This is a genomic window from Streptomyces sp. M41, from assembly GCF_043673425.1.
In the GTDB taxonomy this organism is placed as follows: Bacteria; Actinomycetota; Actinomycetes; order Streptomycetales; family Streptomycetaceae; genus Streptomyces.
Genome location: NZ_JBIMKE010000021.1, coordinates 105,460 through 131,041 on the forward strand (window position 1 = coordinate 105,460; position 25,582 = coordinate 131,041).

The 25,582-nt window shown below is 68.7% G+C and carries 26 protein-coding genes; 23 read left to right on the top strand and 3 right to left on the bottom strand.

Features of this window, described 5'->3' with window-relative positions:
* The first annotated feature begins 3 nt into the window (after positions 1-3).
* From ACHBTE_RS24255 to ACHBTE_RS24335, 17 genes are all read left to right on the top strand, one after another.
* On the top strand, positions 4-1,023 hold the full coding sequence (locus ACHBTE_RS24255; RefSeq protein WP_394726166.1) for a hypothetical protein: 1,020 nt from the start codon (positions 4-6) through the stop codon (positions 1,021-1,023).
* A 289-nt stretch (positions 1,024-1,312) separates the two neighbouring features.
* Complete coding sequence (locus ACHBTE_RS24260) at positions 1,313-2,962, top strand: FtsK/SpoIIIE domain-containing protein (protein WP_394726167.1); 1,650 nt, start codon at positions 1,313-1,315, stop codon at positions 2,960-2,962.
* Between the two features lie 241 nt (positions 2,963-3,203).
* Positions 3,204-4,145, top strand: coding sequence for an NlpC/P60 family protein (locus tag ACHBTE_RS24265; protein ID WP_394726168.1), 942 nt, complete (start codon positions 3,204-3,206; stop codon positions 4,143-4,145).
* A 1-nt stretch (position 4,146) separates the two neighbouring features.
* Positions 4,147-4,419, top strand: a complete 273-nt coding sequence (locus ACHBTE_RS24270) for a hypothetical protein (RefSeq protein ID WP_394726169.1) — start codon at positions 4,147-4,149, stop codon at positions 4,417-4,419.
* Positions 4,420-4,425: 6 nt separating this feature from the next.
* Positions 4,426-5,709, top strand: a complete 1,284-nt coding sequence (locus tag ACHBTE_RS24275; protein WP_394726170.1) for a hypothetical protein — start codon at positions 4,426-4,428, stop codon at positions 5,707-5,709.
* Between the two features lie 98 nt (positions 5,710-5,807).
* Complete coding sequence (locus tag ACHBTE_RS24280; protein WP_394726171.1) at positions 5,808-6,881, top strand: hypothetical protein; 1,074 nt, start codon at positions 5,808-5,810, stop codon at positions 6,879-6,881.
* The gene (locus ACHBTE_RS24285) at positions 6,878-9,043 is read left to right on the top strand and encodes a hypothetical protein (protein ID WP_394726172.1); all 2,166 of its coding nucleotides are present in this window, start codon (positions 6,878-6,880) and stop codon (positions 9,041-9,043) included. Before ACHBTE_RS24280 ends, ACHBTE_RS24285 begins: the two co-directional genes overlap by 4 nt.
* Positions 9,044-9,213: 170 nt before the next feature.
* Positions 9,214-9,426: a hypothetical protein gene (locus tag ACHBTE_RS24290; RefSeq protein WP_394726173.1), complete on the top strand. Its 213-nt coding sequence runs from the start codon at positions 9,214-9,216 to the stop codon at positions 9,424-9,426.
* 18 nt (positions 9,427-9,444) lie between these two features.
* Positions 9,445-9,630: a hypothetical protein gene (locus ACHBTE_RS24295; protein WP_394726174.1), complete on the top strand. Its 186-nt coding sequence runs from the start codon at positions 9,445-9,447 to the stop codon at positions 9,628-9,630.
* Complete coding sequence (locus ACHBTE_RS24300; RefSeq protein ID WP_394726175.1) at positions 9,630-9,788, top strand: hypothetical protein; 159 nt, start codon at positions 9,630-9,632, stop codon at positions 9,786-9,788. Before ACHBTE_RS24295 ends, ACHBTE_RS24300 begins: the two co-directional genes overlap by 1 nt.
* The gene (locus tag ACHBTE_RS24305) at positions 9,785-10,081 is read left to right on the top strand and encodes a hypothetical protein (protein ID WP_394726176.1); all 297 of its coding nucleotides are present in this window, start codon (positions 9,785-9,787) and stop codon (positions 10,079-10,081) included. The genes ACHBTE_RS24300 and ACHBTE_RS24305 overlap by 4 nt, the downstream gene beginning before the upstream one ends.
* A 21-nt stretch (positions 10,082-10,102) precedes the next feature.
* A complete protein-coding gene (ssb, locus tag ACHBTE_RS24310) occupies positions 10,103-10,552 on the top strand; it encodes a single-stranded DNA-binding protein (protein WP_394726177.1) in 450 nt (149 codons plus the stop codon).
* 125 nt (positions 10,553-10,677) lie between these two features.
* The gene (locus ACHBTE_RS24315; RefSeq protein ID WP_394726178.1) at positions 10,678-11,622 is read left to right on the top strand and encodes a bifunctional DNA primase/polymerase; all 945 of its coding nucleotides are present in this window, start codon (positions 10,678-10,680) and stop codon (positions 11,620-11,622) included.
* Positions 11,623-11,811: 189 nt separating this feature from the next.
* Positions 11,812-13,077 carry a DUF3631 domain-containing protein gene (locus tag ACHBTE_RS24320; protein ID WP_394726179.1) on the top strand — a complete coding sequence of 422 codons (1,266 nt, stop codon included), beginning with the start codon at positions 11,812-11,814 and terminating at the stop codon, positions 13,075-13,077.
* Between the two features lie 166 nt (positions 13,078-13,243).
* The gene (locus ACHBTE_RS24325) at positions 13,244-13,489 is read left to right on the top strand and encodes a helix-turn-helix domain-containing protein (protein WP_394726180.1); all 246 of its coding nucleotides are present in this window, start codon (positions 13,244-13,246) and stop codon (positions 13,487-13,489) included.
* Positions 13,490-13,569: 80 nt separating this feature from the next.
* On the top strand, positions 13,570-14,814 hold the full coding sequence (locus ACHBTE_RS24330; protein WP_394726181.1) for a tyrosine-type recombinase/integrase: 1,245 nt from the start codon (positions 13,570-13,572) through the stop codon (positions 14,812-14,814).
* 60 nt (positions 14,815-14,874) lie between these two features.
* On the top strand, positions 14,875-15,654 hold the full coding sequence (locus tag ACHBTE_RS24335; protein WP_394726182.1) for a hypothetical protein: 780 nt from the start codon (positions 14,875-14,877) through the stop codon (positions 15,652-15,654).
* 152 nt (positions 15,655-15,806) lie between these two features.
* Here the strand turns inward: ACHBTE_RS24335 and glnA are convergent, their stop codons facing one another.
* A complete protein-coding gene (glnA, locus tag ACHBTE_RS24340; RefSeq protein WP_394726183.1) occupies positions 15,807-17,168 on the bottom strand; it encodes a type I glutamate--ammonia ligase in 1,362 nt (453 codons plus the stop codon).
* 341 nt (positions 17,169-17,509) lie between these two features.
* Between glnA and ACHBTE_RS24345 the strand changes: the two genes are divergently transcribed.
* Positions 17,510-18,757, top strand: coding sequence for a globin domain-containing protein (locus ACHBTE_RS24345; protein WP_394726184.1), 1,248 nt, complete (start codon positions 17,510-17,512; stop codon positions 18,755-18,757).
* Between the two features lie 12 nt (positions 18,758-18,769).
* Here ACHBTE_RS24345 and ACHBTE_RS24350 read toward each other — a convergent pair whose 3' ends face one another.
* The gene (locus tag ACHBTE_RS24350; protein WP_394726185.1) at positions 18,770-19,204 is read right to left on the bottom strand and encodes an RrF2 family transcriptional regulator; all 435 of its coding nucleotides are present in this window, start codon (positions 19,202-19,204) and stop codon (positions 18,770-18,772) included.
* 130 nt (positions 19,205-19,334) lie between these two features.
* On the opposite strand from ACHBTE_RS24350, the gene ACHBTE_RS24355 reads away from it, so the two are divergent.
* Together ACHBTE_RS24355 and ACHBTE_RS24360 are read left to right on the top strand one after the other, a co-directional pair.
* Positions 19,335-20,036, top strand: a complete 702-nt coding sequence (locus ACHBTE_RS24355; RefSeq protein ID WP_394726186.1) for a DUF3105 domain-containing protein — start codon at positions 19,335-19,337, stop codon at positions 20,034-20,036.
* Entirely contained in the window at positions 20,033-20,656 is a 624-nt protein-coding gene (locus ACHBTE_RS24360) for a DUF305 domain-containing protein (RefSeq protein WP_394726187.1), read from the top strand. The genes ACHBTE_RS24355 and ACHBTE_RS24360 overlap by 4 nt, the downstream gene beginning before the upstream one ends.
* Positions 20,657-20,790: 134 nt before the next feature.
* Here ACHBTE_RS24360 and panB read toward each other — a convergent pair whose 3' ends face one another.
* A complete protein-coding gene (panB, locus tag ACHBTE_RS24365; protein ID WP_394726188.1) occupies positions 20,791-21,666 on the bottom strand; it encodes a 3-methyl-2-oxobutanoate hydroxymethyltransferase in 876 nt (291 codons plus the stop codon).
* Between the two features lie 181 nt (positions 21,667-21,847).
* On the opposite strand from panB, the gene ACHBTE_RS24370 reads away from it, so the two are divergent.
* The 3 genes from ACHBTE_RS24370 to ACHBTE_RS24380 all read left to right on the top strand — a co-directional run bounded on the left by ACHBTE_RS24370 (position 21,848) and on the right by ACHBTE_RS24380 (position 25,419).
* Complete coding sequence (locus ACHBTE_RS24370) at positions 21,848-23,437, top strand: MFS transporter (RefSeq protein WP_394726189.1); 1,590 nt, start codon at positions 21,848-21,850, stop codon at positions 23,435-23,437.
* A gap of 102 nt (positions 23,438-23,539) precedes the next feature.
* Positions 23,540-24,169, top strand: a complete 630-nt coding sequence (locus ACHBTE_RS24375; RefSeq protein WP_394726190.1) for a TetR/AcrR family transcriptional regulator — start codon at positions 23,540-23,542, stop codon at positions 24,167-24,169.
* 188 nt (positions 24,170-24,357) lie between these two features.
* Positions 24,358-25,419: an endonuclease/exonuclease/phosphatase family protein gene (locus tag ACHBTE_RS24380; RefSeq protein WP_394726191.1), complete on the top strand. Its 1,062-nt coding sequence runs from the start codon at positions 24,358-24,360 to the stop codon at positions 25,417-25,419.
* The last annotated feature ends 163 nt before the right edge of the window (positions 25,420-25,582 follow it).

Here is a 25,582-nt window from a genome sequence, read left to right on the forward strand (position 1 = left end):
CACGTGCAGTGGAAGGAAGTCGCCCGCCGGGCGGTGCCGTGGAGTCTGCCGGTCGGTCTGACCGGTCTGTCGCTGGGCTGGACCGTGTACGCGGTGGGGGAGATTCTCGCCCACCAGGCCCCCGCACAGCTGGCATTGACCGTGGCCGTCATCTACGACGCGGTGTGGCTGTACGCGCTGGCCATGGAGACCGCGCACCGCCGGCAGGGATCGAAGGGAACGCTGCCTGCCGTGCTCGGCTGGGTGTTCCTCGTGACCTCGGTCGCTGTGCTGTTCACCCACGGCCTGATGTACGCAACGCCGGTAGTCGCGGTCATCGGCGCGGTGGTCCCGGCCGCGGCCAAGGCCACGCTGATCATGGCCGTGGAGCGGGACGCGACCCGCATTTCTCCCCAGGCGCAGGAGCAGATCGACGCGGTGCGCAGCGCCACGCGGGATCAGGTGGCGATCGGCCGCGCGGTCACCCGCGCCAAGGTGAACCGGCAGCAGACCGCCGCCGCGCTGGAACGCGAGGAGCACAAGGCTCGCGGACAGGCCCAGAAGGTGCGCCACGAGGCAGCCGAAGAGCTGACGAAGGTCACCTCGGAGCACCCCGTGGCCGACCCTACGCAGGAGGTGCCGGCGCTGTTCTCGGATGAGGCCCTGGCCCGGGTGCTGGGCCAGTGGTCGGGCGGGGGTGTGTCCCCGGGTGTGTCCCCTGTGTCCCCGCAGGTCGGGCCCGTGTCCCAGACTCCGGAACTGACCGCAGGACACGGTGAGGGACACACGGGACACACCCCGCTTGACTGGGCGGCGCTGGCCCGGGTGGCATCGGTAGCAGGCGTCGAGACGCCGCAGCCCGGCGAGCCGCTGAACGAGGAACAACTGACGGTCGTCCTGCGGTGGTTGCGTCACTCTGAGAACCCCCCGCTGTCCTACCGCAAGGCGCTGGCCGCCTACCGCGGCGCGGGCTTCTCCGCGAAGGAAGAGCGTGTGCGCAAGGCGTACGCCGCGCTGATCGATGCGGAGGACGCACAGCCGTAAGGCACCGTCCGGCATGACGCAATGAGGGCCAGCCCACAGGCATTGGGCTGGCCCTCGTCGCGACTGCCGGAAGCAGTCGACGCAAACCAGTGAAGCAGACCCGGTGAGCCCTCCGACGAGCGGCACCTTCGCAGACCCGGAGCGCAGACCCGGCCAGCCTCACGAGCACCACAAACCCCTGGAATCGAGCGCACGTTCTAGCTACCATCACATATTCACGATCGCAAAGGATTGAGGGATTGTGGGGAGAGGTAAACAGCAGCATAAGCAGCAGACTCAAGGCGAGGACGTGTACGCGCAGCTTGCGGGTGCAATCGGTGGCCTTGCTGTCGCGTTCGGCGTCCTCGCCGCCATCAAAGACAAGCTGGGCCTGTCCTGGCCCGTCACCGTGGCGCTCACCGCCGGAGGGCTGGTCGTACTCGGCTACGGCATCTTCAAGCTCAATGCGACCGTCAAGCGCGTGCTCGCAGGCGAGTTGCGGCCGTCCGCGGCTCTGAAGCAGGACGCCCCCGCACAGCCTGTGGACAACCCGGAGACAGCCGTGCAGGCGCAGGTGGCCCATGGCCTGGATGCGGGCGGGCAGGTACAGGCGGCTGCGGAGGCGGTGCCGGCGCATCCTGAGCTGACCGAGGCGCTGATCACGGCCCAGGTCATCGACAAGACCGAGAAGATCCGGGCCGATGAGGTCACGATCGAGCCGGTGTCGACGGGCAAGCGGTACACCTTCCTGTTGCCCAAGACCCGCACCTACAAGGACGTTGAAAGGCGACTGGAGAACGTCGCCGCCTGGTACGGCATCAGCCGCACCTACCTCGATCTGGAACGCGACCGGGACAACGAACGCGGTGTACGACTGCTCATGCTGGACGCGCCGCCGTTCTCGAAGCCGTTCCCGGCGCCCACGCGGGAGGAGATCCGGGCCTTCAATGGGGTGCCGCTCGGGCATGACGTCACCGGCGCGCTCGCCGGGGTGCCGACGCTCGACAAGGCATCGATGGTCGTCGCCGGCATGAGCCAGACGGGCAAGACCACGCTGATCAACGGCCTGATCACCTGCCTGCTCATCGCGTACGGCGATTTCGACCTGTACTTGCTGGACGGCAAATTCTGCGGGCTGGTCACGTTCGAGAAGAACTGTGTCCGCTACGAGTCCTCGGACGACCCGGCCGTCTTCGAGAGCATGGTCGATGAGCTGAACGCCCGTGTCGCCAAGCGCTACGCGAAGAAGCGTCAGGCGAAGCTGAACCGGCAGCCGGAGCCGAAGTTCAAGCCCGTCATTTTCATCGTGGACGAAGCGGCAGACTTCTTCGCCGATGATGGAACCAACAAGGGCAAGGAGCGCGCGGCAGGTATCGCGGAGAAGGCCCGCAAGCTCGCCGCCAAGTCGCTGGAATCCGGGATCTCTGTCGTGCTGCTGACACAGCGGCCCGACAAGGATGCCATTCCGGTGCAGGTGCGCAATCAGTGCCAGTACCGGCTGTGCCTGTACGTGGAATCCGAAGGAACCGCAAAGGTCGCCCTCGGAGACTCGTACTTCACCACGGCCGCCCCGATCAATCCGACTCACCTCAACCCGCGTTACCGGGGCCAGGCAGTCATGTTCGCGGGCGGTACTTCCACTCTCATTCGCGGATTCAACTTCGCAGATGAGTTCATGTGGGAAGTCGTGGACGAGGTAGCCGAGCGCCAGAAAAGGGTGCTGGAGACAGTGCCGGGATCACCGCTCACGCAGGCCATCGACCTGATGCGCAGTACCGGCGCGGACTTCATTCCCACCGCCGACCTGGCCCCCGCCCTCGGCATCACCGAGACCAGGCCAGGAGAGCGAGGAAAGCAGCTCTCCAAACTGCTCGGTGTCGCTCCCGGGAAGGCCGAGAAGAGCGACGTGCGCGGCTACGCGCTCGCCGACCTCATCGCGGCCACCGCGTCCGACGCGTGAGCGCCAAGGCCCGTCCCTACGCCCGCCAGCAGTCCGCCGAACGTCCGCCAGACGCCCGCCAGAAGACGGCACCCGCCCGCCAGCCGGACGGGCGCCCGGCGGACCGCTGGCGGACTCCTGGCGGACCCACGGACGGACCTGAACAGCACGAACACGCAAAACCCCATGGAAGGAGGGAGGAAGCTCGTTGCGTGCCTCTATAGCCGTCACAGCCGGCGTAGGAGCAACCGCGGCCGTCATCGTGGCCGCTCTCGCCCAGAGCGCCGGCGACGACCCCTTAGTCGGGGCGGCGCTCAGCCTGTCCGTCCCCGCCCAATACCGAACGCTGGTCGAAGAGGCAGGGACCACCTGCACCGAGGTCAGCCCGAACCTGCTCGCCGCACTCCTCACCCAGGAGTCCAACTTCAATCCGAAAGCGCGGTCGCCGGTCGGAGCGCAGGGCGTTGCCCAGTTCATGCCGTCAACGTGGGAAACCCACGGAATCGACGGCAACGGCGACGGCAAACGCGATGTATGGGATCCCGAGGACGCGGTCCCCTCATCCGCCAAGTACCTGTGCGACATAGCTAAGGACGTCAAGAACGTCCCCGGCAACAAGCAGAGCAACATCCTCGCCGCCTACAACGCCGGACCCGGAGCCGTCATCAAGGCCGGAGGCGTACCCCCTTACAAGGAGACGCAGAACTACGTCCGGTCCATCACGGCACTCGCCGGAAAGGAGCCCGGCGGGAAACCCTCCACCCCAGACCAGGCGAAAGCCGCCATCAACGCCGCAAGCAAGATGATCGGCAAGCCGTATTCGTGGGGCGGCGGAAACGCGAGCGGTCCCAGCACAGGGATCTGCTGTTCTCCCCGGGGCCGGTCCGGAGCATCCATCACCGGCTTCGACTGCTCCGGGCTCACGCTCTACGCCTATGCGAAGGCCGGTATTTTCCTGCCTCGCACGGCAGCCCAGCAGTACGCCGCATCGGAGCCCGTTAAGCCCGGCCAAATGCGGCCCGGTGACTTGGTGTTCTACGGCAAGAGTGCCGCAAGCATTCACCACGTCGGCATTTACATCGGGGGCGGCTACATGCTCAACGCTCCCCGCCCCGGCACAAAGGTCCGCGTCGATCCTCTCGACATGATGCGCGACCTTTTCGCCGTCGCACGGCCCGTACCCAGCCAGAACAAGGAGATCTGACGTGCCCAAGTTCAACCTCGCCAAGCCCGTCGACATGAGCACCGGCTTCAAGGACTTCTTCGACACCATCGGCCTTACTGGCGGCGGCCTGGTCACCAAGGGCATCGCCGCCGTGATCGCCGTCATCGCCGTGCGCATGATGCTCCAACTGTCCAACGACCCCAAGGGCGCCCTGCGCAAGGGGTCGACGGCCGTCGGCACGCTGTTCGTCGCGGTCATCCTCGCGCTCTACGGCGACACCCTCTTCTCCACCGTCACCGAAGCCAAGGGCTGATGCCCGGTGCCCGACAACGACCCGTGTGACCTGCTCAAAGGCACACCCGGCTACAAGTACTGCGTCGAGGACAACTCAGGCTCAGACTCGGACAGGCCTCCCGGCATCGGAGGCGGCTCGGACGGCATCACCGATGGCGCCTCCGACCACGTCCGGGACCTGGCCGAGAGTCTCATCGCGAAGATCAAAGGCCTGGTCGCGTCGAAGGACGGGTGGGCGCCGGAGAAGTCTGACAGTGGGCTGTACGAGCCGTTCCTGTGGCTCGGGCAGCACCTGGCCGTCGCCATCTTCGTGTGTGTGGTCGTCGTGTGCGCCCTGACCGCCTGGCAGGGCGCACCACGCCTGAAGCAGATGGGCGCATCCACCGGATGGACCCTGGCGGCCGTCGCCGCCATGGCCTCGGTACCCGGGATCGTGATGCTGCTGAACAAGGCCGTGAGCGAAGCGTTCACGGTCGCTTTCAACAGCGACGAATCGACGCTGTTCACCGTCATTCAGGACGACCTCAAGGACGGAGCAGATGCCGGTAACCCACTGGCCATCCTGATCATCATCAGCGCGCTGGTCGTCGCGCTCGCGTTTGCGGCGCTGGTGTTCATGACGCGCCAGCTCGGCATCCTCGTGTTCGTGTGCATGGCCCCCCTGGTGCTGGCCTCGCTGGCCCGCGGGGGCGACACGAGCGCGGTCAAGGCGTGGGCGCAGCGGCTGTTGGGGTTGATGTTTGCTCCGTTCGCGCTGCTGCTGATCTCGCCGTTCGTGGAGTTCGCCAAGGGCTCGCTGGTGGTGGACGCCGTCCTGCTGATCGCTGCGGACGTTCTGATGCTGCGGATGATCTTCCACGGTGTGCCGTACTTCGGGCCCCGGGTGGCCGGTGCCGCCCGGGCCATGGTCGAAAGTCGCACCAGCAACCCGCTGGCGCGAGCGGTCGTCCGGGCCGGTGCCCCGGACTTCTACGAGAAGGAGAACAACCCGCGCGGTCCGCGCACCGTGGACACCCCGGGCCGCGCCATGTCTCAGGACCGCGGCGTCCTGTTCGCCGCCTACGGCATGAGCAAGCCCCAGACGTCCGGACGGCTGACCACCCTGTCAGCCGTCGAAAAGGAACGGCGAGACGCGAGCGAAAGCGCCACCCGTCGCGCCCAGCTCCGTGCGGTGCGCGAGCAGTACCGGCCCGCCCGGCCCGCGGCGGCTCGCGCCGGCCGGTCGGCCAACGCCCCGGCTCCGACGCCGGATTCCCAAGGCCCGGCCGCGAACCCGCAGCCGTCCCCGGGCCCGCCGCCCACCCCGTAAGAGCCGCCCCTGTCCCTGGCGCCGCCTCCCACCGCACCTGCGGCGGGAGCGGCGCCGGGTCCGGGCCGCTCACCCCAAGACTTCAGGAGGTTGCTTCCGTGTACTCCCTGGCCCCCGGCTACCGCATCCCCGCCGTGCAGCGCGGACTCAGCCGCACCGAGACCCTGCTGACGAAGGCCAACGCCGGGGTCGGGAGCGCCGTGCTGATGTCGGCAATGATCACCCCACCGCCGGTGTGGACCTTCGGCGCGGTGGGCGCCGCCGCGGCTCTGCTCAACCTGGCGCCCGGACCACGCTCAATCGCCCGATGGGCGACCGTGGGCCTGCGGCATCTGCGCGAGCGCACCGCGCCGGACACGATGACCACCCACCCGGGCACGACCACCACATGGGCGCTGTACCCGGACCACGGGACCATGCAGGACCCGCAGCGCCGGACCGCGTTCCACGAAGCCTTCGCCCGCGCGCTCACGTTCGCCGGCGAACAGGCCCGCACCGCGGGCGTCCAGGTGCACGTCACCCACCACAGCACGGCGCGCGACTACACGGACCACACACAGACGATCTCCGTCCACGTCCCCAAGGGCCTCGTCGGCCACCCCGCCCGGGTGCTCGACAGCCTGCACGGCGAGTTCGCCGCCCTCGGTGCGCTCACCCCCGTGGAACCCACGCCGCCCCCCGCGGTCATCGAGCGGAGTACGGGCTGGGCAGGCCTGGACGACGGACGATACGTGGCGACCGCGCGGCTTACCGCCTGGCCCAACGAGACCGACGGCGACTTCATGCCGAAGCTGCTGCTCGGGCCGGGAACAGACCGCTCCTTCGCCGTCCTGTACCGGCCGCTACCGGCGGGCCAGTCCCTCCGATCCGCGAAGTGGACAGGCGCCGCGCACGAAGCCTTCGTCACCGACAAGGTCAAGCAGGACGCCCACGCGATCACGAGCGGATCGACCCACGGCGCGCTGGTCCAGGGCGCCACCCTCGTCGACGTCGACGGCTACCTGACGGTCTTCGGTGACAGCCCCGAGACCGTCACCGACGCCCGCTGGCAAGCGTCCCTCGCGGCCGACCGGCACCGCATCCGCCTCGACTGGCTCCCCGGCCAGCAGCACCGCGCGCACGTGATGACCACCCCGCACGGAGCCTCCACCAGGAAAGGGGCAATCCTGTGATCCGCCTGCCCTCCACCCACGCCGCGATCACGGCGCCGCTCGTCGCCTCCAGTACCCGATTTCCCGGTATCCCGATCGGACGCTCGCTCCTGGACGGACGCCCGTTCCACCTCTCTCCCGTCCAGACGCCGGCCGCGCTGCTGCCGTCGACAAACAGCCTCGCCCTGGGCGGCCTCGGCTCCGGCAAGAGCACCACAGCCAAGACACGAGCCCGGCGCGAGATCCTTGAGAACGGCCACCAGTACGTCGTCATCGACTCCTTCGGCGAGGACAACGCAGGCGAGTGGGCACCACTGACCCGCTCCCTCGGAGGCCGCGTCATCGAGGCCGGCACGTTCACACTGAACCCGGTCAGCTCGCTCCTCCCGCCCCAGGTCCGGGAGCAACTGGTCCGGTCTCTGATCCTGGCAGTCGAACCCGGCGCACTCACCTACCAAGCCACTCACGCCCTCCAGCACGCACTGAACCACCCCAAGGCCACCTCGCTCAACGGCCTGGTGGACGCGCTGGCCAGCCCAGAAGACGGCCGCTGGCCGGCCGCGAAACTGACCGCGTGGGGCGAGGGCGCGGCGATCAGCCTGTCCCGCTACACCGAAGGCTCCCTGCGCGGGCTCTTCGACGGCCAGGACGCGAGCCTGCCCGAGACAGACCTGCCGATCCTGTCCTTCGACTTCTCCCACCTGGACCGCAACAGCCCCGCGATCCCGTCCCTGATGGCCGCAGTGTCGTGCTGGGCAGAGCACGTGTGGCTGCGCCAGTCGACCGCCGTGCACAAGCACCTGGTGCTGGAAGAGGCGTGGCAGATCCTCCTGTCCCCGGCCACCAGCGAGCTGATCCAGCGACTGCTGAAAAACTCGCGCAAGGCCGGGCTGTCGCTGGACGTGCTGATGCACACGCTGTCCGACCTGGGCGAGGGCAAGGCCCGCGACCTGGCCCGCCTGTGCGAGATCGCCCACGTCGGACGCCTCAACCCCGAAGAGGCCGCCATCGTCGGCGTCCTGCTCGGTCTGCCCGCCTGGGCAGTCGAGAAGATCCCGACACTCGATCCGGGCCAGGCCGTATGGAAGGTCGGCCCTGACTACGTCGACATCATCCAGACCGTCCTGAGCACACAGGAATCTGCGCTCACGGACACCTCGTCACGGCGCCGTGCAGCACAGCAGACCCCGGCCGTCGAACAGGACTCCGCTGGCGTAGAACAGGCCACAGAACCGTCCGAGGATGGCGACGTCGACACCGATCGGGGCGAGGACCTGCACGCGCAGTTCCTGAACGGCGGCGGGGGCCGGAGTTGGGATTGGGAAATGCCGCCCAACGTTGTTGACGGTTGGCAGGCCGACGTCGCCCGGCATGAGGCCGTCCTCGAGGCCGCGCACGCGGGCCGGTTCAATGAGGCCGCTCAGCTGGCCGCCATCCGCGAGCGCGAGGACATCAGCGCACATGGACTCAACTCCGCTCAAGCTCTTGCCTGGTTGGAGACCCGTGCCCAAGTGGCAGAACTGCGCGGGGACCCCGGACAGGCCGCGCAGCTGCGCGCTACCGTCGCCCGCATGGGCAACGACGACGTGGAATGGTTCGAGAAGAGCGGCGACAGCACACACCCGGCATGGCACAGCGGGCCCCAGCCACCCGTCACAGCTCAGCCTGCTGCCACCGAACAGCCGACGTCGGTACGGCGACGCACCTGGCCCTACGTGGCGGCGATCGCAGCCCTGTCCATCGCCGCTGCGGGCGTGTGGCAGTACGCAGAGAACGAACAGCAGCAACAGGAGCGGCAGCAGAGGGCTGCCGCTTACAAGGGCAGGTCGGGCGCAGCGCTCACCATCGAAGGCGTGAAGGCCGACGTCGTAGCACACTGGACCAGCGACAGGGACAACGTCATCGTCGAGCTGCGCTCCTACTTCGATCGAAATGCTCGGTTCCTGCGGATCGACGGCTCTGGTAAGAGCGCGCACAGCGTCCGAGAGGGCGGGTGGCTCCCCAAGGACCCGGAGATCAAGCTGCCTGTCGCAGACCCGTTGGCCGACGTGACGGTCCGGATAGCAGTCGGTGGACGTACGTGGAAGGAAGGCTCCCGGGCTACGTCCCGGTCAATTCGCCTGTCTCCGACCGGTGTCGCGTACGACGCACAGACGGGGGAAAAGCTGCCCTCCGACCTCTGACACACGCCTGCCACAGAGGGCCCGCACCCCGCGAGGGTGCGGGCCCTCTCTCGTGCTCGCCTCCGGACGCTCCGTCCAGTCCTCGCCTACCCGCCCCGGCACAGCGATCGAGGGCTGAACAGGCCGTCCGGCCTGCCCGCACCGCCCCTGAGAGAAGAGGAGAACCTGTTTTGGCGAACATCAACGGCACCAGCGGTACCGATTTCCCGTGGCGGCGCTTCCTGTACCCGTTCGCCATCGCCGGCGCGGTCGTCGTCGGCTTCTGGGGACTGGCCGCCGCCCTGGCCTGGCTGCTCGGCATCGCCGCCCACACCGCGACCGTCGCAGCCGGACCCATCAGCCTGTGCGGCATCACCCTCAAACTCTTCAGCCCCAACCGCTGACCTGCGACAAGGAGCGCCGTGTTCGAGATCCGCATCATCTGCGAGCCAGACGACGCCGACCGCCTCAGCCAGACCCTGGCCACCGCGTTCGACACCGGCCCGGCACGCCAGTACCCCACCCGCGACCGCAAACGCACCCGCCTCTACTTCACCGCCGAACACCGGCCCGGCCCCTCCACGGACAACACGATCAGGGAGCGCTGATGGACATCGACCCGGACGAGATCGTCACAGTCGAACTGAGTTGGCAAAACGCCGGGTTACCCACGACCTACACGCAACGCGTCACCCGCCGCCAGCTCGGAAACCTGCTCGTGCAGGTCGATGACATGGCGGCCGACACCGAGGAGCGCGCGGCATGATCCGGAGGCTGCCCCGGCTGCGCATCCAGGTCACCTGCTGGCCGCGCTATGCGCTGGTTCTGACCGACACCCCCGACCCCGGTTGCACCGAGTGCGAGGGGGACGGCGGGTTCGAGCACGACTACGGCGACCACAACGGCGAGTACGCCAGCACCGACTGGGAGCCCTGCACCTGCTGGAACAAGCAGCGCCGCTGGCTGTTGCTCCCCTTGCCGCACCGACCCCGCTGGCTGCGCCGCCGCGGCATCGACCCGTGGGGGCCGTCCGGCTACAGCGACGAACCGCCCTTCTAACCCACAAGATCAGGAGACAGCATGTCGTTCGGAGAAACCCCCGTGACCCTCGTCGGCAACCTGACCGACGAACCCGAGCTGAAGTTCACCGAGGGCGGCGCCGCCCTTGCGAAGTTCACGATCGCCGTCACACCGCGCACCTTCGACCGCGCGGCCAACGCGTGGAAGGACGGCACCACCGCCTTCTACCGGTGCGCGGCCTGGCGCACCCTCGCGGAGCACATCGCCGAGAGCCTCAAGAAGGGCTCCCGGGTGGTCGCGTCCGGCCGGATGCGCCAGCACGACTGGACCACCGACCAGGGCGAGAAGCGCTCCATGCTCGCCGTGGAAGTCGACGACATCGGCGCCTCGGTCCGCTTCACCACCGTGACCGTCAACGCCAAGCGCGCCACCAGCAACGGCCCCGCGGGCGATGACCCGTGGAACACGGCGAACAACCCCGCCAAGGAGGGCGAAGAGCCCCCGTTCTAACTGCGCCAAGGGCGGCCCCCCACTCTCGCCAAAGATCACGGGGCCGCCCTTGTCCACCAGCCCATCAACAGACCTGTGGAGGACTCCAGCATGACCCCATCGACCCGCATCGGTCGAGGCCAGGCATGAGCGACCCAACCAACGCACCCGGCATCCCCAGCATCGGCCTGGGCAGCCTGCACCTGATCGCCGCCGCCCTGCTCTGCGCAGAGCGCGGCTGGCCGGTCATCCCCCTGACCCCCAACACGAAGAGGCCCGCCGGCCACCCCGAGCGCTCCTGCCCCGGTACGGGGCGCTGCGCGGGCGGCCACCGTACCCCCGAGCAGCGAGCCACCACCGCCCCGGACCTGATCCACGCGGCATGGGCGCACAAGCCGTACAACGTCGGCGTCGCGACCGGCCCGGCCGGCCTACTCGTCATCGACCTGGACGTGTGCAAGCCGCAAGAGCCAGAAGGAGCGCCTGACGGCGCCACTTCCTTCAAGGCGCTCTGCGAGCGCGCCGGAAAGCCGATCCCGTACACCTACCAGGTGCGGACCCCCAGCGGGGGCCGACACCTGTACTTCACCGCCCCGCCGGGAAGCCGGTTGAAGAACAGCGTCAACCGGCTCGGGCCGCACATCGACACCCGGGCCTGGGGCGGCTACGTCGTCGCCGCCGGCAGCACCACCCCCGAGGGCGCCTACGAAGTCGCCGAGAACGCCCCCGTGGCCCCACTCCCGCCGTGGCTCACCGCACTGCTCGTCGAATCCCCCAGGCCCACCGCCCCGGCCGCGCTTGCGCCGGTGAGGGATGGGACACGGGCCGCTCACGTCGCCCTGGACCGCGAATGCGCGGTCATCCGGGCCGCCTGCGAGGGCGGGCCGAACGGGCGCAACAAGACGCTGCACACCAGCACGTGCAAGGTGGCCCGGTTCGTCGCCTGGGGGCACATCAGCCGATCCACGGTCGAAGAAGCAGTCCAGGCGGCGGGGGAGTCGACGGGACTGCCGGCTGCCGAGTGCCGCACCACCATCCGCAGCGCCATGGAGTGGATTCTGGCGAACGCCACACCGCGGGAGGCCGCGTGACCGCCGCCCGCTCCCCCGCCTGGATTGCCTCCCCGCCGCCCCCAGCGGCCCGCAGGACGCCCAACAGCCGTTCCGTGAGCGGGTGGTGGGCGCCCGAAAGGGCGACGCCGAAGGCGTCCTTTCAGCACTTCGTCCCAACCGCCGCGGGCTGCGCCCGCCCCGGAGCTCCCAGTAAGGGAGGACCACCGCATGACCGACACCACCGACGCTGCGCCGTCCAACGAAGCCGCCGGCCTGCTCGACGAGGTCGAAGCGTTCCACCGCCGGTTCAACGTCTTCCCCACCGAACACGCCTACGTCGCCGTCACGTTGTGGGATGCCCACGCCCACCTCATGGACGCCCTCGACGGCACCGCCCGCCTGGCCTTCCTGAGCCCCGAGCCGGGCTCGGGCAAGTCCCGGGCGCTGGAGATCGTGGAGACGCTGACACCGCGCGCGGCGACCACCGTCAACGCGTCCGCCAACGCCCTCTTCCGGTTCGTGTCCGCGGAAGACAAGACTCCGACGCTTCTCTTCGATGAGATCGACACCGTCTTCGGCCCGAAGGCCGGCGGGAACGAAGAGGTCCGTGGGTTCCTCAACTCCGGCTACCGGCGCGGCGCCAAGTCCCTGCGCTGCGTCGGCGACGGATCTGATCAGAAGGCAGGGTTCTTCCCCTCGTTCTGCGCCGTCGCCATGGCAGGGCTCGGCTCCCTGCCCGACACAATCCTGACCCGCTCCGTCATCATCCGCATGCGCAAGAAGGCGCCCAACGAGAAGTGCGAGCCCTACCGGCGCCGCCTCCACGAGAAGCAAGGCCACGCCCTGCGCGACCGGCTTGCCAAGTGGACCGCCACCATCAACGACGAGATCGCCGCCGCGTGGCCGGAGATGCCCGAAGGCGTCACCGACCGGCCCGCCGACGTGTGGGAACCGCTCCTGGCAGTCGCCGACGCGGCCGGCGGGCACTGGCCCGAGCGCGCCCGGGCCGCCTGCATCGCACTCATCAAGGCAGCCCAAGAAGGCGACGAAGCCTCCCTCGGAGTGCGCCTGCTGACCGACCTGCGCGACAAGGTGTTCTGCGGCGCCGACCGCATGCCCACCGCCGCAATCCTCGAAGTCCTCCACGGACTCGACGACGCCCCGTGGGCCGACCTCAGTGACGACGGACAGACCAGCAAGCCGCTCACCGCACGCGGCCTGTCCAAGCTCCTGAGCCAATACGTCCGGCCCGACAACAAACCGATCAAACCGCGCGGCATCCGCGTCGGAAGCGGCACCCCGAAGGGCTACTACGCCGAAGATCTACGCGACGCGTGGGCCCGCTACTGCCCCCCTACCCCTGAAAAGTCCGCAACATCCGCAACAGCCGCAACACCGCAGGTCAACGGGAGTGAATCTGTGGCGGAAGACCCTTCCGAGAGCCGCCACGCGTCCGCGGGAACCGACACACGCCAACTCCGCATCGCGGGCTGACCAGCCGCACCCGATAGGTGCCGCCGCGTATCCCGCGGCGGCACCTATCCGCAACACAACCGGCATCCGACACAGATCCAAGCCGCTGACCAGCAATGTTGCGGCGTGGCGGACGTTGCGGATTCCCCAGAAGGCCCACGACGACCCCAGCGATGAAGGGCATTCGATGAGCACGCCCTCGCGAGTTCATGCCGACCCTCGCACCACACTTCGGACCGGCCTCCCGGACCGGTACCTCACCCCCGAGGACATCGCCGCGATGTTCGAAGTGCCCCTCGAAACCGTCTACCAGTGGCGCAAGAAGCGAACTGGCCCACCAGGCTTCCGAATAGGCAAGCACCTCCGCTACGACCCTGCCGACGTGCGCGCCTACGTCACCGGCCGCAAGGACGCCGATCGCGACGCCGCCTGACAAACACCCGCCAGAAACAGCAGGGGAGAGCCGCCATCAGCGGCTCTCCCCTCGGCATGTTCAGAAAGGATCGCCGCTACATGGCAGGCCACATCCAAGACCGCTGGTACAAGACCGAACCCGACACCAGCGGTAAGCCCCGCCGCGTGCGCACCGATCGCTACGGCACCGGCATGCGTTACCGCGCCCGGTACATCGGCCCGGACGGCAGCGAAAAGAGCAAGTCATTCCCCGACGGACAGAAGCGACTGGCCGACCAGTGGCTTGCCCACATCGAGGCCGACATGTCGCGCGGCCAGTACATCGATCCCGCCGCCAGTCGGGTGACGTTCCGGCAGTACGCCGAGAAGTGGCTGAGCACCCAGACCACCGACATGACTACACGAGAGTCCGTCGATTCTGCGGTCCGCGGCCACGCAATCCCCTACCTCGGCTCGCGACCGCTCGGCTCCTTCAAGCCGGAACACATCCGTGACTGGCTCAGCGCATTGGAGCGGGCCGTTCCTGCTTCGTCGTACCGACGCGTGATCTACAACAACGTGTCGACGGTCCTCAACGCGGCTGTTGACGACGGCCACCTGCCGAAGAACCCCTGCCACGCGCAGTCTGTGCGACCCCCTGCTGCGGGAACTGGTCGCGTTATCCCGTGGGCCGCAGAGCGCGTCTTCGCAGTACAGGCAGCACTGCCGGAGCGCTACCGCGCGACGGTCGACCTCGGAGGCGGGTGCGGACTCCGGCAAGGGGAGATCTTCGGACTGCCGGTCGACGAAATCGGCTTCGACTCGGGCTGGCTGCACATCGCGAATCAGGTGAAAGTGACGAAGCAGGGTCTTGTGTTCTCCCCGCCGAAACGGAACAAGATCCGTGACGTCCCCTTGCCGGACCGCGTGGCGCACGTCCTCAAGAGGCACATGGAGACGTTCCCCCCAGTCGAAGTCACGCTGCCGTGGCTCCGGCCGGACGGTCCGCTTGTCACAAAGCGGCTGCTCTTCACTCGCCTCGATGGTGCAGGCGCGGTCCGGCGGACCGACTTCAACGACCGCACTTGGAAGCCCGCTCTCGTCGCGGCCGAAATCATCCCCGCCCCGAAACCGGGCGAGCGCTACCAGGCCGCCCGCGAACACGGCATGCACGCCCTCAGGCACTTCTACGCTTCGGTCCTGCTGAACGCCGGCGAGAACATCAAGGCACTGAGTCACTACCTCGGGCACAACGATCCGGGCTTCACGCTCCGCGTCTACACACACCTCATGCCCAGCAGCGACGCGCGAGCTCGTAAGGCCATCGACGGTCTTTACAGCTCCACCGTGTTCGCAAGTAGGTAGAAGTTACGCATTTCCCTACGCCGGGGGTGCATCCCTACCTGGGCATCTAGGCTGATCATCATGCCTGAAGCGAGCAACCCTGAAGTGGTTGAACCCGACGAGACAACTGACCCTGCTCCTCTCTCAACATGGAGCAGGGTCACTGCAGGGGCTATGGGCTTTACTCTCTGCACGGCGGGGACAGTTGCCGTTTTCAAAACGGAGAATCAGGCGGGTTGCGTTGCACTGATTCTGGCTGGCGCCCTCTTCGTGATACTCACCATCGGCGGTAGCCCACTGCACAGCCTGGGCTTCGGAGAAACCCAGATGCGATTCGCTGTTCAGAAGCGTCGCCGTGAAGTCATCGCGAGCGTCAGCGACGCGCCTCCGGAGGAGGCACGGAGGACCCTGGAGGTACTGCAAGCAATCGATCCAGGTGTAGCAACTGACGCATCATTCCTGTATCAGTCTGCCCGCACGTATGAAGAGCTTGCCAAGCAAAGGTTCATGACACTCTTCCCGGACTGCGCTATTGGAGCGCTCCCTCCTAGGGACTGGGGATACGTTGATTTCCAGGTAATACGGCCAATCGACAAGAGAATCGGCATTGACGCACTTTTCCTGGAACGGGCTACGTCAGGGATCTCCAGGACGATGGTCGTAAAGCGTGCCGAGAAAACCGTGGACTCAATCATCCCCACGCTGATCATGAGTAACGTACCGCTCTCACGCGGAGCGCAACATGCGATCGAGGAAGCTCAAGCCCACGGCACCAAGATTCGATTCGTCTTTTGGCAGGACGAACGACATGACCAAGCACTCCATGCTGCTGCCGATGAGCTCTTCTCTCAGATCCCATGACTGCCTGAGCATGGCTTCTGGCGCAGCATGACGTGCCAGCCGTCGGGCGACGGCCCACAGACGGCCCACGGAAGGGCCGTCTGCTCGGGTGCTGGCGGCAGAGTGCCGCCAGCACCCGAGCACAGGTGCGCGGAAACCGCTCTGACTTGCCCCTACAGCACCGGCAAGTTCTTCCGCAGCTCGAACGCCGTGACCTCGGACCGGTACTCCTCCCACTCCTGCCGCTTGTTGCGCAGGAAGAAGTCGAAGACGTGCTCGCCCAGGGTCTCGGCGACCAGGTCGCTGCTCTCCATGAGGGTCAGGGCCTCGCCGAGGTTCTGCGGGAGGGGCTCGATGCCCATCGCGCGGCGCTCGGCGTTGGAGAGGGCCCAGACGTCGTCCTCGGCGCCCGGGGGTAGTTCGTAGCCCTCCTCGATGCCCTTGAGGCCGGCGGCCAGCAGGAGGGCGTAGGCGAGGTACGGGTTGGCGCCGGAGTCCAGGGAGCGGACCTCCACGCGCGCCGAGCCGGTCTTGCCGGGCTTGTACATCGGGACGCGGACCAGGGCCGAGCGGTTGTTGTGGCCCCAGCAGATGTACGACGGGGCCTCGCCGCCGGCGCCCGCGGTGCGCTCGGAGCCGCCCCAGATGCGCTTGTAGGAGTTCACCCACTGGTTGGTGACCGCGGAGATCTCCGCGGCGTGCCGCAGCAGGCCCGCGATGAAGGAGCGGCCGACCTTGGAGAGCTGGTACTCGGCGCCCGACTCGTAGAACGCGTTGCGGTCGCCCTCGAAGAGGGAAAGGTGGGTGTGCATGCCCGAGCCCGGGTGTTCCGAGAACGGCTTCGGCATGAACGTCGCCTGCACGCCCTGCTCCAGCGCCACCTGCTTCATGACCAGGCGGAAGGTCATGATGTTGTCGGCCGTGGAGAGCGCGTCGGCGTAGCGCAGGTCGATCTCCTGCTGGCCGGGGGCGCCCTCGTGGTGGGAGAACTCGACGGAGATGCCCATCGACTCCAGCATGGTGATCGCCTGGCGGCGGAAATCCATGCCGATGTTCTGCGGGGTGTGGTCGAAGTAGCCCGAGTTGTCGGCCGGGGTGGGGCGAGAGCCGTCCAGCGGGCGGTCCTTCAGGAGGAAGAACTCGATCTCGGGGTGGGTGTAGAAGGTGAAGCCCAGGTCGGAGGTGCGGGCCAGGGCGCGCTTGAGGACGTAGCGCGGGTCCGCGAAGGACGGGGAGCCGTCCGGCATGAGGATGTCGCAGAACATCCGGGCCGTGCCGGGGGCCTCGGCGCGCCAGGGCAGGATCTGGAAGGTCGAGGGGTCGGGCTTGGCGATCATGTCGGACTCGTAGACCCGGGCGAAGCCCTCGATCGCGGAGCCGTCGAAGCCGATGCCCTCGTCGAAGGCCTGCTCCAGCTCGGCGGGGGCCACGGCCACGGACTTGAGGAAGCCGAGCACGTCCGTGAACCACAGGCGTACGAACCGGATGTCGCGCTCCTCCAACGTCCGGAGCACGAATTCCTGCTGCTTGTCCATCTTCCGCTTCCCCATCCTTGCTGGTCAGGCCGCCTGTATCCGGTACTGCGGAAGGCGGTCGGGCACCTGAGCATCCCACCACAACACCGTTTCAGGCGCGTTGCGCACCTTGATCGTCGAGGCGACCTCGGGCCGAACGCCCGGCATCCGGCAGGTGTCCCGCCATGGTGCCCGGTGAACTGCTCTGCCGCCCATCTTGCCTGCTCGGACCGACATCTGTAATGCCCGGGCCCGCCCCGGCCCCCGGGGACCCACCCCGCTTTAATTTGCATTTCAGATGCAAGTTTTAATGAGGGTGGGCGGCCGTCCCGGAGCCGCCCGTCCGAGACCGAGGAGCCCTGATGCTGTCCGAGCAGTCCGCCGCCGTGGTCCGCGCCACCCTCCCCGCCGTCGGCGCGTCCCTCGCCGAGATCACCGAGCGTTTCTACGCCGGTCTGTTCGCGGCCCGCCCCGAGCTGCTGCGCGACCTGTTCAACCGCGGCAACCAGGCGGCCGGCACCCAGCGGCAGGCCCTCGCGGGCTCGATCGCCGCGTTCGCGACCCACCTTCTGGACCACCCCGACGAGCGGCCCGACGCGATGCTGGGCCGCATCGCCCACAAGCACGCCTCCCTGGGCGTCACCGCCGAGCAGTACAAGCTCGTCCACGAGCACCTCTTCGCCGCCATCGCCGACGTGCTCGGCGAGGCCGTCACCCCCGAGGTCGCGGCGGCCTGGGACGAGGTCTACTGGCTGATGGCCAACGCCCTCATCGCCGTCGAGCAGCGGCTGTACGCGCAGCGGGGTGGCCACGAGTGGCGGGAGTGGGAGGTCGTCGCCCGCGTCGAGGAGACCGCCGACGTCGCCACGTTCCGGCTGCGCCCGGCCGACGGGCGCCCGGTGCCGGAATTCCGTGCCGGGCAGTACGTCTCGGTGCAGGTCGAGCTGGCGGACGGGGCCCGGCAGATACGTCAGTACAGCCTCTCCGCCGCCCCCGGCTCACCCCTGCGCCAGATCAGCGTCAAGCGGGTGCACGGCGCCGCCGCGCCCGACGGCGAGGTCTCGAGCCACCTGCACGCGCGCGTGGCCGTCGGCGACCGGCTGCGCCTGTCGGCGCCGTACGGCGATCTCGTCCTCGGCGACAGCGAGAGCGACAGCAACAGCAACAGCGAAAGCAACAGCGACACCGGCACCGGGGCCGTCGCCCCGCTGCTCCTCGCCTCCGCCGGTATCGGCGTGACCCCCATGGTCGCCATGCTGGGGCAGCTCGCGGACGCCGGGCACCAGGGCCCGGTGATCGTCGTGCACGGCGACCGCTCCCCCGCCGAGCACGCCCTGCGCGCCGACCACGAGGGCTACGCGCGCAAGCTCGCGGACGCGTCCGTCCACTTCTGGTACGAGACCGGCGCCGACGCCGCCGAGGAGTCGCACCGGGGCGGCCTGGTCGACCTCGCCGGGGTCGCCGTACCGAAGGGCACGCGCGCGTACCTGTGCGGTCCGCTGCCCTTCATGCGGGCGGTGCGGGCTCAGCTGATCGAGAAGGGCGTCGCGGCGGCCGACATCCACTACGAGGTGTTCGGGCCGGACCTCTGGCTGGCGCAGCAGGGCTGAACCGCCCCGCCGTCAGGGCGTCCGGCCGATCTGGAGGAGCAGCGGGCCGGTGGGGTCCGCGGTCACGTCGGCCACCGTCAGCGGGTCCAGTGAGGCGTAGAAGGCCTCCTGGGCCCGCCGCAGCGCGCCGCGCAGCCGGCACCCGGAGTGCAGCGGGCAGGGGTGGTCGCCCTCGCACTCGACGACGTCGCCGTCCCCCTCGAAGGACCGCACGATCGCGCCGACCGACGCGGTACGTCCCGCGGCGCTGAGCGTCAGCCCGCCGCCGCGACCCCGGCGGGCGTCGACCAGACCCATGTGCTGCAACTCGGCGACGACCTTGGCGGCATGGGTGTACGGCACCTCCATGTCCGCCGCGACCTCGCGGGTCGTCGGCGTGGCGTCCCCCAGCACGGCGAGCCGCATCAGGAGCCGCAGTGCCAGGTCGGTGGAGCGCAGAAGCCGCATGCCCGCAGCGTAGATAATGCGCATCCGCCGTTCCAAATATCCGGAGTCGGCGTCCCTCTACGAGAGGTCACGCCTTCCCCATTACGATCAGCGCACCCGACCGTCCCTTTCCCCCCGAAGGACACCACTCATGGGCTCGGCCACAAACAGGAACGACGCGGCACGCAAGGCGCGGATAGAGGAGATGCGACGTGCCGAGCAGGCCCGTTCGCGCCGCAACCGCATCCTGACGGTCGCGGCCGGCGTCGTGGTCGTCGCCGGTCTCGTCGTCGGCGGTGTGGCCCTCATCCGCTCGCAGTCCGACGACAGCGACAGTGCGCAGTCGCAGTCGCAGTCGGATGCGGAGTCCGGCGGCAAGGCGAAGAAGAAGACGTCCGGGAAGTTCGTCACCGGCGAGGACGGCGTGCGCGTCTGGAAGGGCACGCTGACCAGCACGCATGTCACGGGCAGCGTGAAGTACCCGATGGAGCCGCCGGTCGGCGGTGACCACCACCGGGCCTGGATGAACTGTGACGGCGACGTCTACACCCAGGAGCTGCGCAACGAGAACGCCGTGCACGCGCTGGAGCACGGCGCGGTGTGGGTGACGTACACCGGCAAGGCGGCGAAGGCCGACGTCGAGGCGCTGGCGGCGAGGGTCGAGCGGACGCCGTACACGCTGATGAGCCCGGTCGAGAAGCAGAAGGACCCGATCATGCTCAGCGCGTGGGGACACCAGCGCTCGGTGACGAGCGCGAGCGACCCGAACGTCGGCAAGTTCTTCGAGACGTACGTCCAGGGCGCTCAGACGCCGGAGAAGGGTGCGCCGTGCTCGGGAGGTCTGTCGGAGTGAAGCGGCACGCCGGTTGGATCGCGGGGGCCGCGACGGCCGTGCTCGTGGCGGCCGGCGCGATCACCTACGCGGTCGCCGGGGACGACGGTTCGAGCGCGGCCCCGACCGCGGAGTCGGCGGACGCCGGGTTCGCGCGCGACATGGCGGTGCACCATCAGCAGGCCGTGGAGATGTCGTACCTCGTGCGCGACCGCACCGACGACGAGGACGTGCGGCGCCTGGCGTACGACATCGCGCAGACGCAGGCCAACCAGCGCGGCATGCTGCTGGGCTGGCTGGATCTGTGGGAGCTGCCGAAGGTGTCGTCCGATCCGCCGATGACCTGGATGGGCATGGGCGACATGCCTTCCGCCGGGGACGGCTCACTGATGCCCGGCATGGCGACAGACGCGCAGATGAAGAGGCTCGGCACGCTCGACGGCAGGCGGGCGGAGGTCTACTTCCTCCAGTTGATGACGGCCCATCACAAGGGCGGCATCCACATGGCCGAGGGCTGTCTCGACAGGTGCGCGGTGGGTGTGGAGAAGAGGCTCGCCCGGACCATGGTGGACGGGCAGCAGTCGGAGATCGATCTGATGGCCGACATGCTGAGGGAGCGGGGCGCGAAGCCACGTTCCTGACCGTGGCGCAAAAGCCGCGTTCCTGACCGTGGCGCAAAGGGGCGCCCCGCCGACGGGGGAAGATCGGCGGGGCGCTGTGGTGCCGCAGTGGCTCGGGGATCCCGGTCGCGGTCGGGATCGGTGGACGCAGTGCGTCAGTGGACGGAGTGCTCCTCCTGCGGGAACGTTCCGCCGACGACGTCCTCCGCGAAGGCCCTCGCCGCGCTGCCCATGACCTCGCGCAGGTCGGCGTACTGCTTGACGAACTTGGGGACCCGGCCGCCGGTCAGTCCCAGCATGTCGGTCCAGACCAGGACCTGGGCGTCGGTCTCCGGGCCCGCTCCGATGCCGACGGTCGGGATGTGCAGCACCCGGGTCACCTCGGCCGCCAGCTCCGCCGGCACCAGCTCCAGGACGACGGCGAACGCGCCCGCGTCTTGGACCGCCTTCGCGTCCCGCAGCAGCTGTGCGGCGGCCTCCTCGCCACGGCCCTGGACGCGGTAGCCCATGGCGTTGACGGACTGCGGGGTCAGGCCGATGTGGGCCATGACAGGGATGCCGGACTCGACGAGGAGCCGGATCTGGTCGTGCGAGCGCTCGCCGCCCTCCAGCTTCACGGCGCCGACCCCGGCCTCCTTCACCAGCCGGGTCGCCGAGCGCAGCGCCTGCACCGGACCCTCCTGGTAGGAGCCGAACGGCAGGTCGCCGACGATCAGGGCGCGGGAGGTGCCCCGTACGACGGCCGCCGAGAGCATGGTCATCTCGTCGAGCGTGACGGGTACGGTCGTGTCGTAGCCGAGGTGGCAGTTGCCCGCCGAGTCGCCGACGAGCATGACCGGGATGCCGGCTTCGTCGAACACGGACGCGGTCATCGCGTCGTAGGCGGTGAGCATGGGCCATTTCTCGCCCCGCTCCTTGGCGAGGGCGATGTCGCGGACGGTGATGCGGCGCGTGCCCTTCCCTCCGTACAGCGACTTGCTGCCGTCGGAGGGCTTCGCCTGAGGCGTCTGGGCAGCCGAAAGCTGCGTCATTGCAACGGCTCCTTCTGTCATCTCGAGGCGCCCTGACGGCGTCCCCGGACTCCCCTCCATGGTGGCACCTCGTGCCAGTCAGGGCCAAGCCCTCCTGTGTGACTTCCGCCCTGCGTAAGGTCTCGGCAAAAATTTACGATACGAGACGGTCCCGTATCGTAAGTCGCCTAGGCTCGGCCGTATGACTTCTCCCGCCCCGGGCAGCGGCCCTCGCATACCGGAAGCCGTGCACCGGCGCCGTTGGGCGATCCTCGGCGTGCTGATGCTCAGCCTGCTGATCGTCGTCCTCGACAACTCGATCCTGAACGTCGCCATCAAGACGATCTCGACCCCCGCCCCGAACGGCCTGGGCGCCACCCAGAGCGAGCTGGAGTGGGCGATCAACTCCTACACCCTCGTCTTCGCCGGCCTGCTGTTCAGCGCCGGTCTCCTCGGCGACCGGCTCGGCCGCAAGAAGGTGCTGCTCGGCGGGCTCGCCGTGTTCGGCGTCGGCTCCGCCCTGGCGGCCTTCTCCGGCTCGCCGGGCGAGCTCATCGCCTTCCGCGCGGTGATGGGCCTCGGCGCCGCGTTCGTCATGCCGGCCACCCTCGCCGTCCTCATGAACGTCTTCGAACGCGACGAGCAGCCCAAGGCCATCGGCATCTGGGCCGGCGGTGTCGGACTGGCCATCGCCATCGGCCCGATCACCGGCGGCGTGCTGCTCGACCACTTCTGGTGGGGCTCGGTCTTCCTCATCAACGTGCCGATCGTGCTGCTCGCGCTCGCCCTGATGCTGTGGCTGGTCCCCGACTCGCGCGACCCGAAGCCCGGTCGCCTCGACCCCGTCGGTGTGGTGCTCTCCGTCGTCGGCCTGGTCCTGCTCGTCTACGGCATCATCAAGGGCGGCCAGCTCGCCGACTTCACGGATCCGACGGTGCTCGCGACCATCGGGGCCGGCCTCGCGGTCCTGGTCGGCTTCGTCGTGTTCGAGAAGCGCAGCGACCATCCGTCCATCGACGTGACGTACTTCAGGAACAAGGTCTTCTCGGCGTCGGTCGGCGTGATCGCGCTGGTCTTCTTCGCCCTCATGGGCGTCACCTTCTTCTCGGTCTTCTACACCCAGAGCGTGCGCGGATACACACCGCTCCAGACCGGTCTGCTGATGCTCCCGCTCGCCGCCGCCCAGATGATCTTCGCGCCGCGCGCCCGGCTGCTCGTCGACCGCTTCGGCAACCGGGCCACGACCACCGGTGCCATGCTGCTGATCGCCGCCACGCTGGCCGCGTTCGTCCTGTTCGAGGCGGACACGCCGATCTGGCTCCTGGAGGTCGTCTTCTTCCTCATGGGCGCCGCGATGGCGCACATCATGACCCCGCTGAGCGTCGTCATCATGCAGGCCCTGCCCCGCGAGAAGGCCGGCTCCGCCTCCGCCCTCAGCAACACCTTCCGCCAGGTCGGCGGCGCCCTCGGTATCGCCGTGCTGGGCTCGGTCCTGTCGACGGCGTACCGGGGCGGCGTCGAGGACCGGCTCACGGCTGTGCCGGAGGGCCTGCGGCACACGGCGGGCGAGTCCGTCGAGGCCACGCTCGGTGTCGCCGAACGGCTCGGCGCCCGGGGCGAGGCCCTCGTCGGCCCGGCGCATGACGCCTTCCTGCATGCCATGCATGTCACCGCGCTGTGGGGTGCGGGCATCGCCGTGCTCGGCGCGGTGGTGGTGGCGCTCTTCCTGCCGGGCAGGCCGACGCAACCTCAGGAGGGCGAGCGGGAACGCGAGTTGACGTCGGCCGAGTAGCGCGCCGGCCGCGGCGCCGGACCGCACCTCGCCGGCTTCGCGCGCACCGGCCCGGCGGACCAGGGAGAATCGGCAACGCCCCCACGGAAAGGACCGGACCCAGTGAGCCTCGCCGACAGCCATCCCCGGCCGGACGGCCCCGCCAGGGGCCGCCCCCGCAGCGAGGCCGTGGAACGGGCCATCATGGAGGGCGTCCTGAAGCTGCTGGAGGACGGCGTGCCGCTCGCGGAGCTGTCCATCGAGCGCATCGCCCGTACCGCGGGCGTCGGCAAGGCCACCATCTACCGCCGCTGGAGCGGCAAGGAAGAGCTCTTCGTCGACGTCGTGCGCGCCGCCGAACCCCCGGATCCCGAACTGCCCGGCACCTCCATGCGCGACGATCTCGTGGTGCTGATGGAGCAGTTGCGCAGGCGCGGCCTGATGACCCGGTCGTCGGTGCTGCTGCACAACGTCATCGCCCAGATGAAGAGCAGTCCGAAGATCTGGGACGCCTATCACACGGCCGTCGTGGAGCCGCGGCGCAGGAAACAGCACGAGATCCTGCGCCGCGGACAGACCGACGGTGAACTGCGCACCGACATCGACGTCGATGTGCTGGGTGACATGATCTTCGGCCCGATGCTGGTGCGTGCCGTCATGCGCCCGGACGCCGAACTGCCGCAAGGGCTGGCGGAACAGATGGTCGACGCCGTGCTCGCGGGTCTACGGCCCGTCAGTTCGGACACCCCGTAGATCGAATGTGCGCGTTTCGTCACAGAGCGCGCTTTCACCCGCCGGGATCGGAACTCACCGTGGCGACTTGTACGTCCTCGCCCCCGTACGGCCGTCATCGGTACGGCAGGAACGAGGCCGATCATCCCCTAGGGTTTCTGTGGGCGCGGGGGGACGACGGTGTGCACGGTAGGTAGTGAGGCGACGGTATGGCGCAGCAGGCGTACGTGACGGGGACGGACAACGGCGGCTCGGGTCCCGAGCGCCGGGAACCTGCCCCTGGGCGCCTGAAGGCCCGCCTGGAGCGCTTCGTCGGCGGCTGGCGCGGTGACCCGCGCATCTGGCGGCGCGGCCTCGTGGCGGCCGCCCTCGCGGTGATCCTGGCCCTGGTGATGCTGCTGCACGCGCAGATCCCCAACGCGCTCGGCAACCTCGGCAGTCTGACCGAGACGTTCCTGCCCTGGCTGGGCCTGTTCGTCCCGGTGCTGCTCCTGCTGGCCCTGCTGCGCCGGTCCGCGACCGCGCTGATCGCCGTGCTGGTCCCGGCGATCGTGTGGCTGAACCTCTTCGGCGGCCAGCTCACCGACAAGACCGGCGCCGGCGGCGATCTGACGGTGGCCACCCACAACGTCAACGCCGACAACGCCGATCCCTCGGGCACCGCTCGGGACGTGGCCGCGTCCGGCGCGGACGTGGTGGCCCTGGAGGAGCTGACGGCCTCGGCGGTCCCGACGTACGAGAAGGCGCTGGCGTCGACGTACAAGTACCACTCGGTGCAGGGCACCGTGGGGCTGTGGAGCAAGTACCCGCTGGGCGACGTCCAGCCGGTCAACATCGAGCTGGGCTGGATCCGGGCCATGCGGGGCACGGTGGCCACGCCGGCCGGGCAGGTCGCGGTGTACGTGGCCCATCTGCCGTCGGTGCGCGTGAAGTTGGAGGCCGGGTTCACCGCCCGGCAGCGCGACAAGAGCGCCGACGCGCTGGGCGAGGCCATCGCCCACGAGCCGCTTCAGAAGGTCGTCCTGCTCGGCGACCTGAACGGCACGATGAACGACCGCGCTCTGAACGCCGTCACCGCCCAGATGCGCTCCACGCAGGGCGCGTCGGGCAGCGGGATGGGGTTCAGCTGGCCGGCGTCGTTCCCGATGGCGCGGATCGACCAGATCATGGTGAAGGGCATCGAGCCGGTGAGCTCGTGGACGCTGCCGGAGACCGGGAGCGACCATCTGCCGGTGGCGGCGCGTGTGAAGGTCGACACATCCTCTTCCTGAAAAGCCCAGGTCAGCGACTTTTGACACCTGTCGGCCACGCTTTGGCCGACTGGCGGAATACTGCGCCTGAGAGACTTTGTTCCGTGCTTGAACATACGGCTTGAGCCCAGAGCTCGAACCCACAGAGCACACCCGCGTACGGAACACCGCTCTCGACCCCTGA